The sequence below is a fragment of the Pseudoalteromonas sp. P1-8 genome (assembly GCF_001399985.1).
In the GTDB taxonomy this organism is placed as follows: domain Bacteria; phylum Pseudomonadota; class Gammaproteobacteria; order Enterobacterales; family Alteromonadaceae; genus Pseudoalteromonas.
The window spans coordinates 71069-84350 of the sequence record NZ_LJSO01000011.1 but is presented as its reverse complement, the minus strand read 5'-3'; the positions used below and the strand labels follow the sequence as shown (position 1 = coordinate 84350).

The window sequence follows — 13282 nt, the reverse complement described above, 5'->3', positions numbered from 1 at the left end:
TCCTTCAAATTAAATCCAAGCCATGAGCTCACTTGTTTAAAGCGAGCTCATTTCTAAAATAACCCTACAAACCAAGTAAAATCTTATCTAAATTTTGTTTTGATTTAGCAACGCTTTGTAGTGGGGTTAATCCGCTTGGGTATTCTTCTTGCTCAAGCACTAACCACTTGGTATTGCCGTGCGACTCTAAAGTATCGATGATGGCAGGCCAATCAATGTTGTTTTCGCCGATAATCGGGCTCATGTTGCTACCCTCAATCGTACGAACTTTAATGTGCGTAGCAAGCGTGCGGTTAGGGTACTTTTTAATAAAGTAGATTGGATCTTTAGCAGCGTAATTGACCCAGCCAATATCTAACTGCAATGGCATGGTCTTGGGAGTATTACTGGCAATGTAATCCCAAAACGTTGCGTTATTAAATGCATTAAACTCTTTATTATGATTGTGAAAACCGATCTTCATATCAAAACGTGTCGCATAATCACTGACTTTAGTAAGCTCTTTAACCAGAGATTTAACTCCCTCAGGGTGCCATGCTCTTTCATCCCAAGGTACATAAAGTGTAGTAACGCCAAGGGTCTTGTAAAACAGCAGGGTGCTATCAATAGTGTTTTCACTGAGTGCATCAAAGCCTATATGGGCACTACTGGCAACTAAGCCAAACTCACTGAGCTTTGCTTTTAAGGCTGCTGGCTTATTTGAGTATGGGCCAAAGTCTCCGGCAAACTCCACGCCGTCAAACCCCATTTCGGCAAGAGACTTAAGCGTACCATGAAAGTCATTTTTTAAGGTGTCTTTGACTGACCACAGTTGCACACTCACGGGCAGTTTTGCGAATAATTGACCACTAAATACAAGGCTAATAATAAGCAATAAAATGCGGGTTTTAAACATACTTAAATCCTAAAAAAGCAGGGGAGTGACCCCCTGCACTGTGTTACAAATAACACAAGGGGGAAAGTTAATCAGTATAGGCGTACTCACTTAAACCAAGCTCAGCTAAAACTTGATCTAAATGGGCTTTTGCTTCATCAGAAGGGCCTGGGTAATCGCCTGCAATAGGCACATTACCAAGGTAACCTATGTCTTTACAGCCTTCAGGCGTACAGAAAAATGCTGCCAGCACTAACTCTTTAAAGCGTAAAAAGGCTTTACCAATGCGCTGAAATTGCAGAGGTGTTTGCTCGTTTAAAAACGCAATATCGTCTAAAATCGCGCGATGTTGCTTTTCGTTAAGTGCAACAAATTGCTTTTTAAAACGAAGCTGTGCTTCATCGTTAAGCCACGCTAATGAGTTTAAAATTTTAATTCTATCGCGTTGTTGGCCTTCATAAGGTGCGCTTACCCACTCATTAATAACCGCCGGTACTTGTAGCTCACTGGCTGAAGGAATAGCACCTTCGCGCGGCACAATGTAATCAGATAAAAGCGCTACCAACGTGAGTTCGTCTGCTGTTAAGGTTAGCGGCCAAGGTGATTCTGGTGGCATCACTAAATTTGGATCTTGACCATAGCCTTTAGCGGTTACAGGCTTGATATCTAAATCAGGCCAATGCTCTTTTGCAGAGGCTGCAACGTCATCTTCAAGTGCTTTTGTGCAGCCAGCAGTTAAACTAACCGCCGAGCCCGCAGCTAATAGACCAAGCCATTTTAAAGACTCACGGCGGCTCATGTTAGAAACATAGTTATATGAGTCGTGTTCGTTACGATGATGCATAATTAAAGTACCCCGTTATCAATTTGTTGAGCAAGCCAAGTTGAATTACGCATTGCCAGTGTCATGATGGTGAGCGTACAGTTTTTATGAGGGTTAGAAGCAAAGACACCCGCATCCATTACAAATAGGTTATTACAATCCCATGTTTGACCCCATTGATTGGTGACTGAGTCTTTCTTTGAGCTGCCCATTCGTGTGGTGCCCACTTCGTGAATGATTTCGCCACCTTTTGAAATTGCTTTTTCAGCAGGCGGAAGCTCGCCAACGGTCGCACCCATGTTTTCTAGAATTTGCTTCGCAGTTTTTAAACCATGTTCGATTTGCTTTAATTCTCTGTCAGACCACTTAAAGTGGAACTTTGATACCGGAATACCCCATTTGTCTTTAACGTTTTCGTCAATTTCCATGTAGGTATCTTTGTTCGGTAACATCTCGCCACGCAGAGCAAAACCAACATAAGAGCCATATGCATCACGAATTTGCTGTTTAAGGGCAGGGCCATAGCCTTGTTTATCACCCGATACACCCGAGCCCGGTTGTCTAAAGCCACCGCCAATTTCAAAGTGATAGCCACGTGGGAAATCTAATTCATTGTTAGCTTGTGCTTGATGACCCCACCAAGGAATAAATAAGTGGTTAGCGGTATGTCCATCTTCGTTATAACGTGGGCGACCTTTAAGTGCTGGAATTTGCGCACCTAACCATGCACCTGTCGAATCCATTAAGTTTCGACCTACTTGGCCACTTGAGTTAGCAAGGCCTTTCGGGTGCTTTTGATTCTTTGAATTTAATAAAATACGCGCTGATTCACAGGCGCTGGCGGCTAAGATAACCACATCGGCATCAATAGCATGTTCGGTAACCGTGTGTTTATCAACATAGGTGACGCCAGTGACTTTACCTTGCTCATCAACTTTGACTGATTTAACCATGGCATCAGTAATAACTTTTAAGTTGCCGGTGGCTTTTGCCATAGGTAATAGCGATGTCGTAGTTTGGAAAGCAGCACCAATTGAACAACCAGAGCCACAAGGCGTTGCATAAAAACAAGCCATGCGATCATCTTTAGGGCGAGTTAATACCGCACGGTGCATAGGCACTGCTTGAATGCCCATTTTCTTTGCAGAAGCGGCAATTAAAAGCTCTGGAACACGCGGCTTTGGTGGTGGCTGTAAAATACCCGGTGACGAATCTGGCATATCTTCATGGCCTGTATTGGTGCCACAAACACCCACAAGTTCTTCGGTTTTATCGTACCAAGGTGCTAAATCAGCGTATTCAAATGGCCAGTCGGCACCGTGACCATCACGGCTTTTGCCTTTAAAATCGTGTTCACTAAAGCGTAATGAATAGCGGCCCCAGTGGTTAGTTCGACCACCTAACATACGTGCGCGCCACCAATAAAAGTCGCTTCCTTTGGCGCTGGTGTATGGCTCATCAGGTACTTGCCAACCGCCATCAACAGTTGCGTCGTAAAAGCCAAAGTTTTTGTCTTTGTTACCTGCGCCCATAAGTGGGGCTTCGTTGTTTCGACGAAACATCGGGCTTTCTGTTTTCGGGTCATAATTACGGCCCGCTTCAAGTAATAACACCTTGTGACCAAGTTTGGTTAGCGTGTATGCGGCCATTGCACCGCCAGCACCAGAGCCTACAACTAATACCTTATGTTTAAAATCAGACATCTTATAGCTCCTTGATTTTTATATTTTTAAACCACACTTTGTCACCATGGTCTTGAAGCCCGATATGACCTTGTTCAGCCGTTGCAAAGTTTTTCCAAGTTGCAAACTTACTGCCTTTAACAAGGGTGTTCCATGTTGTACTACCAATCACAATGCTGGTCGTGCTAATACCGTTTTGCCAAACTTGTAAGTGGTTGTCTTGCATTTTAATGCGCACATGGTTCCAGCTATTTGCTGGTTTGTGCGCCGCAACTGGTGCAGCAAATAAATCGTAAATTGACCCAGCTAAGTGCGAGTCAATTTCGGTATCTGGGTGTTCCTCGTTATCGATGATTTGAATTTCAGGCGCATGAGAGTAAATCATCTGTCCGGTTTCATCAGCTAATACAAAAATACCGCTATTGCCTTTGGTAGAGATTTTCCAATCAATCTGTAATTCAAAGTTTTGGTACTGCTTTTTAGTAAGCAGGTCGCCACCACCTTTAGTTAATGTCATAGCGCCATCTTCAACGACCCATGCAGAATTTAAAGATTCGCTTTTAAAGTTACGCCATTGCGACATATCTTTGCCGTCAAACAACAACTGCCAGCCAGCTTGCTTTTCTTGTTGTGTAAGCTGATTATCAGCCGCATTAGCGAGTGCACAGCTACTAACGGTGAGCATTAAAGTCAGTGCTTTAAGAGATTTAAACATAGTGTTCCTCGACGATTTACTTGCTTAAGACGCACATTTTTCGGTGCGTTTGTTGTTATTAATTACTAAATGCAACCCAATGAATGCGACGATTAAAATAATTGGGAAGATCAGTAGGTTTTGTAATACAGCCTGTCCGGCTAAAATTTCAATTTGTTCAGCGCTTGCGCCACTTGCCTGTGCTGATGAGCGTGCCGTATCTATCCAGCTACCAATTACAGGGTTCCAGATGCTCATAGCAAACATGCCTGCACCGCCCATTAACGACATACCCAGCGCCCCTGACTTTGGAATGTATTCTGCAACGCAGCCAAGCATGGTTGGCCAAAAGTAGGTAACGCCAAGTGCAAATAATATGGCCGCTATATAAATCATGCTGCCCTCGGCTTGGCTCATCATGAAGATACCTAAACTTGCACAAATGGCAGAGCCAAGTAATACACCGGTAGGGTTGAGCTTATGCACAATGGGGCCTGCAAAGAAGCGACCAACCGCCATTAAGCCAGTGATCAAGGCTAACACCACCATAGGAGAGGCACCCGATGAACCTAAAATACGCTCAATCCACTGCTGTGTGCCAAATTCAGTGGTTGCGGTAAACGTCATGCAGGCAATTAAAAAGATGTATAACGGCGTAAATAAATGGCGAATATTGCTGCTGGTAGAGTGAGTACGCGTATCAAAGCGTGGAAATTGTGCTTTGATCAGCATAGCGCCATAGATAACCGTAGGAATTAAAATTAACGCTACTTGCCATTGCCAGTTTAAACCTGCTCCCGACATAAAATTCGAAGCAAGTGCCCCAATCACAATGCCACCTGGGAACCAAACATGAAAACGGTTTAGCATAGTGGTGGTGTTTTTAGGGTACATTTCTGCAATTAGTGGGTTACAGCCAGCTTCAACAGCGCCGTTGGCAAAACCAATTAAAAAGGTAGAAACCAGTAAGCCCCAAAAACCATCAGCTGTTATGGTCAAAACAAGGCCAAGTAAATGACAGATAAAGGCTAACGCCACTAATTTTTTCGCGCCAATGGCATTATAAATAATACCGCCGACCATAGTCGCAACCGGAAAGCCTAAAAATGCCATGGCATTAACCCAACCTAATTCGGTGTCGGTTAAGCCAAACTCACTGCCAAGTTGACCCAAAATACCAGCACGGATGGCAAAGGTCATAGAGGTCACAATCAGTGCTATACAGCAAAGCCGAAAGACAATGCGGTTATAATTATTGTTGTCCATATTGTGTGTCCTGTGTGTTCTATTGTTGTCGGTTTATAAACCTAAAATTCGATTATTACGCTCAGTGTTTGTTGCGCCACTGGCAAAATCGTCAAAGGCTTTGTCGGTTGGGTTTATTAAGTGTGTTTTAATAAACTCAGCGCCTTCTCTTGCCCCATCCTCTGGGTGCTTTAAGCAGCATTCCCATTCAAGTACAGCCCAACCATCAAAACCATATTGAGTTAACTTGCTAAAAATTTGCTTAAAATCTACTTGGCCATCACCTAAAGAACGAAAACGTCCTGGTCGGTCTTGCCAGTTTTGAAATCCGCCATAAACACCTGAGCGGCCATTTGCGATAAATTCGGCATCTTTGACATGAAACGCCTTAATGCGCGAATGATAAATATCGATAAACGCTAAATAGTCGAGCTGTTGCAATACAAAATGGCTCGGATCATAAAGAATATTAACGCGTGGGTGATTATTGGTTGCCGCTAAAAAGCGCTCAAATGTCACACCATCATGTAGGTCTTCACCCGGATGTAATTCATAACATACGTCCACGCCATGCTCGTCAAAGCAATCTAAAATGGGTAACCAACGCTTAGCTAGCTCACTAAAGCCTTGTTCAACAAGTCCTTGTGGACGCTGTGGCCACGGGTAAAAGGTATGCCATAAAAAAGAACCCGAGAACGTCGCATGGGTTGTTAAACCAAGGTTTTTACTTGCTTTAGCAGCCATCATCAGTTGTTCTGTTGCCCATTTTGTTCGCGCTGCAGGGTTGCCTTTTACATGCTCTGCGGCAAAGTTATCAAACATTTCATCGTACGCAGGGTGCACAGCAATTAACTGGCCTTGCAAATGTGTTGATAGTTCTGAAATTGTAAGTCCATACTCTGTAGCAATACCAGTGACTTCATCGCAGTAATGCTGGCTTTGAGCTGCTTTTTCTAAATCAAAAATAGTCGGGTTTGAGGTTGGCACTTGAATCGCTTTGTAACCTAAACCGCTTGCCCATTCACATAAACCACGAAAGCTATTGAAGGGGGCTTGATCTGAAATAAACTGCGCCAAAAATATAGCTGGCCCTTTGATTTTATTCATTCTTTATTTTCCAATCTGTAATTTGTGCCATTTAGTATCTTGTTTAGCTGAAGCAACAACATGTTCAATAAATGCCATACCCCGCACAGCCTCATTGATGCCTGGCACATCAAATGCTGAATTTGTTGCGTTGTCGCCTTGCTTGAATGCATGAATTTGCGCTGCAAAATTGCTGTAAATGTTGGCAAATGCTTCAAGGTAACCTTCTGGGTGACCGGCAGGGGCGCGCAGGGCATTTTGCGTGTCAGGGTGTAATTCACCTACGCCCGCTCTAAGTAATGTAGCGGCTTGATTGTGGCCTCTTAGCCATAAGCTATTAGGCTCAAGTTGCGACCATTCAAGGCTGGCTTTGTCGCCATAAATACGCAGACGTAAGTTGTTTTCATCGCCAATAGCAATTTGGCTTGCCAGTAAAACGCCTTTACAACCATTATTGAATCTAAGAAGCACAGTGCCATCATCATCAAGGGCTCGGCCTTCAACCACATGGTTTAAATCGGCGCAAAGCTCGGTGATTTCGAGATCAGAGACATACTCGGCTAAGTTAGCTGCATGCACGCCAATATCGCCCATACAACAACTAATGCCAGCCTTACTGGTGTCTAAACGCCAGCTTGCTTGTTTTGAACCCTCGTCTTCACGTTGAGATAACCAGCCTTGGGTGTACTCAACAATGACTTTACGTATGGTGCCGAGCTCGCCTGCTTTTACGCGATGCTTGGCTTCTTTGACCATAGGGTAACCGGTGTAAGTGTGGGTTAACCCATATAAAACCTGCTGTTTTGCAATAATGCTTTGTAATTGCTCTGCTTCTGCAAGTGTGAGCGTTGCTGGTTTATCTGATAACACATGAAAACCATGTTCAAGCGCCATTTGCGCGACCGGAAAATGTAAGTGGTTTGGGGTGACAATAGCCACAAAATCAATACGCTCATCAGCAGGTAATTTTGCTTCTTCGGCAAAAAGCGTTTGGTAACTGTCGTAGCAACGGCTGCTATCAAGCCCAAGTAGTTCGCCAGTTGCTTTACATTTGTTTGCGTCTGAACTGAATGCACCTGCAACAAGCTCTATCATTCCGTCTAATCGCGCTGCAATTCGATGTATAGCGCCAATGAAAGCACCATCGCCACCGCCTACCATTGCCATGCGGATCTTAGCTTTGCTCATCTTAAGCGCTCCTAATTTAAATAGCGTTTGCTACTGTTAATATCATGTTATTGATAATAGGAAAGCTTAACCAATAAGCGCTAATAAAAATTCGGTTGACAATGCAACAAAATCGGCGTTTAAAATATATAGTGCTATTCTTTATAGAGACAAATTTAAGCGATGGATATTCAAGAAATAATAAAAAAAGCAGGCGTAAATCAGCTAATTGCTGCATTTGATTTACTGCCAGATATCCTCTTTTGGGTAAAAGACACAGATAGTAGAATCTTGCATTGTAATCAGCATTTTATTGAGCATCAGGGTTATAAAACACTGGAGCAAATATTGCTAAAAACAGACTTCGATTTTTCACCAAAGCACCTCGCGTTTCAATACGTCAATGACGATAAACGGGTGATGGAAGGCTACATAGTGACTGACCGTTTAGAGCTTAACCAAACCCAACAAGGTGAGCTTGGTTGGTTTTCTACATCAAAGCATGCTTTAAAAGATCATGATGGCAATGTGATTGGCACTTATGGAGTGACCCGACATCTACAAAAAACCTCAAAAGCGCTTTCTCATGTAAGGGCAATTGAAGAGCCGGTAAAATTTATTCGCGAGCATTATCATCGTCAGATCAGCATTGATGAATTAGCAGAGCTTGCACACTTGTCGGTAAGTGCTTTAGAGCGCCGTTTTAAAAAGCACTTAGCAAAAACCCCCAATCAATTTATTAACGAAGTGCGCCTTGAAAATGCCCGCAAGCTACTGATTGAAACGCAACTGCCAATTTCACAAGTGGCCTACCAGTGTGGGTTTTCGGAGCCGAGTTACTTCAGCAAACAATTTCGGCGTTTGTTTGGTGAAATTCCTTCACAAATGCGCTCGCAATTAGGTGATTAAATTGCAGCTCTTGCCATTAAAATAGCCCCTTGCTCTGCACTGGCAAGGGCGGGGGTCAAACGCGCTTTACTGGCATCAGTTAAGTAAGGCGTGATAGCACTAGCAATACCGCCCATCAAAGTAACGTTTTCAATGCCTTGCTTTTCAAAGTAAGCGATATAGCGGGTAATGTATGCGCACGCTTCATTGATTAATTGCTGACAAAAAGCGTCGTCAGAATGACTAAAAACAAGCGGCGCATATTTGGCAAGATCAGCAGGGCGCGCTGATATTAAGCGCTGACTTAACGCTTGGCTTGAGTCGCAGTTAAGCTGGGTGAGTAGGGCATCTATAGCCGCTGAACTTTGCGCAACATCATCAAGTACTTCAAATGCTTTACGGCAAAGTTGTAAGCCTAACCAACCACCACTGGCACCATCGCTCAGTAATAATCCGTAACCACCTAATTCGCTAAATTGGTTTTGTTGTTGGTAACCCGCACAAAAGCCCGTACCAAGGATAATCACCGCACCATCATGATGTTGATGTGCGCCTTTACAGGCAATCAGCATATCTGTTGACAGGGTAAATTTAGCAAAAGGGGGCTGCCATTTGGTCATGGCTTGAAAGGCAGAGTCAATATTAGCTCCGGCAAGTCCTGCATGCGCATAGGTGTTTTTCAGCTCGCTTAAGGCAAGCCCTGCCTCACGAAAAGCAAGTTCAGTAGCGTGAAGTATTGATTCTTGGCTTTGTTTGCAGCTGGTGGCCACGTTTGCTGAACCACTTGTGGCTTCGCTAATTAGTGAGCCGTTTTCGTTTTCCAAACGAACTTTACACTTACTTCCACCGCCATCAATACCTAAAAAATACGTTGCCATGATTAATCCTTTGAAAGAAGCTTATTGATAGCCTCAGCGTTAATTGCCCCGTTTTCGTTGTGCACACATGAGTGTACATGCACAGCTGCATTGGCTGAATGGTTTTTTATTAATTGCCAAATAGCTTCAGCGTTTTCTAAGGTCACACCACCTCCCATAACAATTTCTATTTGATTAGCGCTGTGCGCTAAGTATGTGTTGAGCTGATTTAGACCATCAACAGCACTTTGGCCGCTTTGCCATGGCGTGCCTGCTGTTAAGATGCGCTCAACGCCTAAGCTAATTAGTTCATTGAGTGCGCATAACGGGTTTGTAAGAGTATCGAATGCACGGTGAAAGGTCACCTTCAGGCCATGCTGTTTGGCTGTGGCAACTAAAGAGCGGGTCACCTCTAAATCAAGTTCGCCGTGTTTTACTGCACCAAATACCACGCCATGCGCCCCCGCATTCGCTGCCATTGTTATTTGTTTTTGCATAACTTGGTGACACTCAGTACTAACAATAAAGTTGCCTGTTTCGGGGCGGATCATCACCACTAACTCTGCGTTATTGGTCAGGCTTTTTACAGCGTAATCAATTGCTTTAACAGTTGGTGTCAGGCCACCTAGGTGCAAATTACTGCACAATTCAAAGCGCTTTGCGCCTAAGTTACTAGCCATTGAAATGTTGTTAGCGAGCTGCTTAAAGCACCCTTCGTTTAGGCATACTTCAAGAAATTTACCATTGTTCATGGGCGAGTTTTTACCATATCTATTACACCTACCTTTTAGTTACTCAATCCGTGAGTCATCAATAAATACGCAATATGTTAAATTGTTATTTAGTATCAATGCTTTAAATGTTTTTTTGAGTTTGTTTTTCTGAGCCAGTTAACTTAAATTCGCTGAGCTTAACTATAATTCAGAAAATATAAAAATGAATATAAAATATTCCTAACGCCGATTTTGTCATATCTCTCACCGAATTTTTATTATCACTTTTTGACCACTCACCCTATTCTGAATTTGAGTTTAACAAGCTGTTAACTACCAATAATCAGTTTAAAAACCGACAACAATAAATCGTTTTTGCAGGGGCTAAAGGCTCTTAAACAAAAACCGAACACACAACTGGAGATAGGCATGGGCAAGCAAACTGTAATAAAAACAAAAGGGCAAGGAAGGCATTTTAAGCGTAATGCAATTTTGATTTCGCTACTGGCGGCAATCAATACAAGTTACGCAGCAGAGCAAGCAAATGATGATGTAGAAGTGATTGAAGTACGGGGTATTCGTTCTTCAACTGCAGAAAACTTAGCAATAAAACGACTTTCAACAGCGACAGTTGATGCAATCACCGCAGAGGATATTGGTAAGTTTCCTGATAAAAACGTCGCTGATTCATTGCAACGTGTATCGGGCGTTTTGATTGACCGCGACGGTGGCGAAGGTAGCCGCGTGAGTATTCGTGGTACGTCACCGGATTGGACACTCACCCAATTAAACGGTAACTATATTGCTTCATCAGGTTCTGGTACTCCAACCCGTAGTTTTAATTACACGTTATTGCCTTCAAGCATGATCAAAAGTGTAGAAGTGTACAAAAGTGCAGAAGCACGCATCGATGAAGGTGGCATTGGTGGTACGGTTATTTTACACACCCGAAAACCGCTTGAGATGGAAGCAAACTCCGGGGCGCTAAGTGCAGAGGTGACTTACGATGATGTGTCTGAAGACACTAAGCCACAAGTCAACGTGCTGTATTCATGGAAAAATGACGACGAAAACTTTGGTGTACTGGCCGGCTTTACACGTCAAGATCGCACCGTAACAACCATCACTAACAACGCATCACACTGGCGTTTTCACTCAGATACCGTTGAAGGGGCAGAGCGCCCAGCGCTGGTAGACCAAGCCACTGGCGAAGTGTACAACAATGTGTGGGCACCGCGTGCGATGAGTGTTAATAACTCAAACCAAGACCGTACACGCGATGGTTATCAAGTGGCTGTGCAGTGGGCACCGAGTGACAGACTTGATTTAAACTTTAACTATTTTGGTGCCAAGTTAGGCTACGACCAAACAGGGCAAAGTATTACTTTTGCCGAGTGGAACGATAACCACAACCCGTATTACGGCATTGTGCTTGATGGCGATACTGTGGTTGCCTACGGTAATGGCGATAATGGTTTACTCAATGATAATAACTGGGGTGATGCCGATGTAAATGGTGGTGTGGCTGTTCGCCGTGGTTTGTTATCACCGCAGTTAACAGGGCGTGAGCGTTTTGGCGAATCAAAATCAAATACTTATGATTTTGAAGGCACTTATTATGGTGATACTTACAGTGTTACATTAAAGCTGGGTCATACTGAAGCTGAAGGCGGCACCTCAAAAGAAACCTACGCCAATATTGATGCGCGTTTAGGCTCAGTAAATAGCTGGTTATGGTCAATTGAAAACGGTAAACCAAGCTACGAAGTGTCGACTGATTTAGCCACCGATAAAGAAGCATATCAATATTACGATTGGTTTGACTCTTACTCATCTGAAAATGAAGACTCGGAAGATTACATTCAAACAGATGTAAAATTTGACCTTTATGGCAACTTTTTCACCCGTGTCTATGTAGGTGCTAAATATCGCGACCACGAAATTAAAGGCATTCGTAATGACTTTCGTTGGGATGACGGTATCGCTGACAATGGCGGTTACCGCGGTTACTTACCAGGGACTGAGTGGTTCCATAATCCAGATTTTCACCCAGATGCGCCAACATTGGTAAGCGACCATGTAGTTGATAACAGCGCGGGTGATACAGGCGCATTTAACTTTTTAGCGTTTGATTTTAGAGCGCTGGATGATTACTTAAAAGAAAACTTTAGCCAGACTGTAGTGCCAACACTTTCGGGCACGTACGCCCTTGAAGAGAAAATTTGGTCTGTTTACACTCAAGCTGATTTTGAGTGGCAAGATTTCCGCGGTAATGTCGGTGTGCGTTATGTGAATACAGAGCTAAGCACCTTGACCTACGATGATGTCATTGGCCAAGATGATGACGACACCGATCCAAACGAGCGCAGTAGCGATGGCAGTGAAGTACTACCAAGCTTTAACCTTGCATGGGATGCAACCGAAGATCTTGTGGTGCGCTTTGCCGCAGCACGCACCATGGCAAGAGTGAGCTATTCAGACTTAAGCCAAGCAGAGTCTTACGGTCCTCCAGTTAATATTAACTCGCCTGATTCATGGACAGGCCGTGGTAATGGTACCTCGGTAAACACAGGCCTTGAACCTATGTTATCTGACCAATTCGATTTAGGTATTGAATGGTATTACGGCGATGGCTCAGCACTGGGTGCGACTTTATTTTCTAAAGATATTTCAAACTTACCAATCTCGACAGTAGAAATTGTAGAGCGAGAACACGATTGTTGTAACGGCCCAATCGAAGTCGAAATGAATACCAAAGTGGGTGGGGGTGATGCAAAATCAGAAGGTTTGGAGCTTTTCTTCCAGCACTCATTTGATAATGGTTTTGGTATTTTAACTAACTATACCTACACAGATACCAGCACCAGCGAAGTCTCGACAGACGGACAAAAAACAGAGGCCGAAATACCAGGCACCGCTAAGCACCAATATAATGTGTCGGTGTACTTTGAGAATGACGACTTTAGTGTTCGTGCGTCTTACAACTGGAAAGATGACCGTGCCAACGGTATTCACCAAGGCTACAACTTGTATACCAAAGACTATGGTCAGCTAGATGTGAATGCCTCGTATAACCTAACAGAGGATCTTTCGTTTACTGCGTCAGTGGTAAACCTAACAGAAGAAATAGAAGAAGGCTATTGGAAACAAAGCAATCGCTTTACCTATAACCAATATTCGGGCCGCCGTTTTTACCTAGGCGCAAATTATAACTTTTAACCATAGGCATGTTGTTTGTTACAACCTAAAAAGG

The 13282-nt window shown here is 43.5% G+C and carries 11 protein-coding genes; 2 read left to right on the top strand and 9 right to left on the bottom strand.

What is annotated here, in order from left to right:
- Positions 1 to 64: 64 nt before the first annotated feature.
- From AN213_RS15150 to AN213_RS15120, 7 genes are all read right to left on the bottom strand, one after another.
- Positions 65 to 895, bottom strand: coding sequence for a sugar phosphate isomerase/epimerase (locus AN213_RS15150; protein ID WP_055199005.1), 831 nt, complete (start codon positions 893 to 895; stop codon positions 65 to 67).
- A 67-nt stretch (positions 896 to 962) separates the two neighbouring features.
- Positions 963 to 1718 carry a gluconate 2-dehydrogenase subunit 3 family protein gene (locus AN213_RS15145; RefSeq protein WP_055199004.1) on the bottom strand — a complete coding sequence of 252 codons (756 nt, stop codon included), beginning with the start codon at positions 1716 to 1718 and terminating at the stop codon, positions 963 to 965.
- A gap of 2 nt (positions 1719 to 1720) precedes the next feature.
- Positions 1721 to 3400, bottom strand: coding sequence for a GMC family oxidoreductase (locus AN213_RS15140; RefSeq protein ID WP_055199003.1), 1680 nt, complete (start codon positions 3398 to 3400; stop codon positions 1721 to 1723).
- Between the two features lies 1 nt (position 3401).
- Positions 3402 to 4094 (bottom strand): DUF1080 domain-containing protein, encoded by a 693-nt coding sequence (locus tag AN213_RS15135; protein WP_055199002.1) that lies wholly within the window; start codon positions 4092 to 4094, stop codon positions 3402 to 3404.
- Between the two features lie 24 nt (positions 4095 to 4118).
- Positions 4119 to 5339, bottom strand: coding sequence for a sugar MFS transporter (locus tag AN213_RS15130; RefSeq protein ID WP_054563863.1), 1221 nt, complete (start codon positions 5337 to 5339; stop codon positions 4119 to 4121).
- A 33-nt stretch (positions 5340 to 5372) separates the two neighbouring features.
- Positions 5373 to 6425 carry a sugar phosphate isomerase/epimerase gene (locus tag AN213_RS15125; RefSeq protein ID WP_054563862.1) on the bottom strand — a complete coding sequence of 351 codons (1053 nt, stop codon included), beginning with the start codon at positions 6423 to 6425 and terminating at the stop codon, positions 5373 to 5375.
- A gap of 3 nt (positions 6426 to 6428) precedes the next feature.
- Entirely contained in the window at positions 6429 to 7592 is a 1164-nt protein-coding gene (locus AN213_RS15120) for a Gfo/Idh/MocA family protein (RefSeq protein WP_054563861.1), read from the bottom strand.
- Positions 7593 to 7754: 162 nt separating this feature from the next.
- Between AN213_RS15120 and AN213_RS15115 the strand changes: the two genes are divergently transcribed.
- On the top strand, positions 7755 to 8480 hold the full coding sequence (locus AN213_RS15115) for an AraC family transcriptional regulator (RefSeq protein WP_054552042.1): 726 nt from the start codon (positions 7755 to 7757) through the stop codon (positions 8478 to 8480).
- On the opposite strand, the gene AN213_RS15110 is transcribed toward AN213_RS15115, so the two are convergent.
- Together AN213_RS15110 and AN213_RS15105 are read right to left on the bottom strand one after the other, a co-directional pair.
- Positions 8477 to 9337: a BadF/BadG/BcrA/BcrD ATPase family protein gene (locus AN213_RS15110; protein WP_054563860.1), complete on the bottom strand. Its 861-nt coding sequence runs from the start codon at positions 9335 to 9337 to the stop codon at positions 8477 to 8479. The genes AN213_RS15115 and AN213_RS15110 overlap by 4 nt on opposite strands.
- A 2-nt stretch (positions 9338 to 9339) precedes the next feature.
- Complete coding sequence (locus AN213_RS15105) at positions 9340 to 10068, bottom strand: copper homeostasis protein CutC (protein WP_054563859.1); 729 nt, start codon at positions 10066 to 10068, stop codon at positions 9340 to 9342.
- Between the two features lie 390 nt (positions 10069 to 10458).
- On the opposite strand from AN213_RS15105, the gene AN213_RS15100 reads away from it, so the two are divergent.
- Positions 10459 to 13248: a TonB-dependent receptor gene (locus tag AN213_RS15100; RefSeq protein WP_054563858.1), complete on the top strand. Its 2790-nt coding sequence runs from the start codon at positions 10459 to 10461 to the stop codon at positions 13246 to 13248.
- Positions 13249 to 13282: the final 34 nt, after the last annotated feature.

What these genes read in the sequence shown, in the direction of transcription:
- AN213_RS15120 (WP_054563861.1), bottom strand. Translation starts at nt 7,592, where the DNA reads ATGAGCAAAGCTAAGATCCGCATGGCAATGGTAGGCGGTGGCGATGGT.
- AN213_RS15130 (WP_054563863.1), bottom strand. Translation starts at nt 5,339, where the DNA reads ATGGACAACAATAATTATAACCGCATTGTCTTTCGGCTTTGCTGTATA.
- AN213_RS15105 (WP_054563859.1), bottom strand. Translation starts at nt 10,068, where the DNA reads ATGAACAATGGTAAATTTCTTGAAGTATGCCTAAACGAAGGGTGCTTT.
- AN213_RS15125 (WP_054563862.1), bottom strand. Translation starts at nt 6,425, where the DNA reads ATGAATAAAATCAAAGGGCCAGCTATATTTTTGGCGCAGTTTATTTCA.
- AN213_RS15150 (WP_055199005.1), bottom strand. Translation starts at nt 895, where the DNA reads ATGTTTAAAACCCGCATTTTATTGCTTATTATTAGCCTTGTATTTAGT.
- AN213_RS15135 (WP_055199002.1), bottom strand. Translation starts at nt 4,094, where the DNA reads ATGTTTAAATCTCTTAAAGCACTGACTTTAATGCTCACCGTTAGTAGC.
- AN213_RS15115 (WP_054552042.1), top strand. Translation starts at nt 7,755, where the DNA reads ATGGATATTCAAGAAATAATAAAAAAAGCAGGCGTAAATCAGCTAATT.
- AN213_RS15110 (WP_054563860.1), bottom strand. Translation starts at nt 9,337, where the DNA reads ATGGCAACGTATTTTTTAGGTATTGATGGCGGTGGAAGTAAGTGTAAA.
- AN213_RS15140 (WP_055199003.1), bottom strand. Translation starts at nt 3,400, where the DNA reads ATGTCTGATTTTAAACATAAGGTATTAGTTGTAGGCTCTGGTGCTGGC.
- AN213_RS15100 (WP_054563858.1), top strand. Translation starts at nt 10,459, where the DNA reads ATGGGCAAGCAAACTGTAATAAAAACAAAAGGGCAAGGAAGGCATTTT.
- AN213_RS15145 (WP_055199004.1), bottom strand. Translation starts at nt 1,718, where the DNA reads ATGCATCATCGTAACGAACACGACTCATATAACTATGTTTCTAACATG.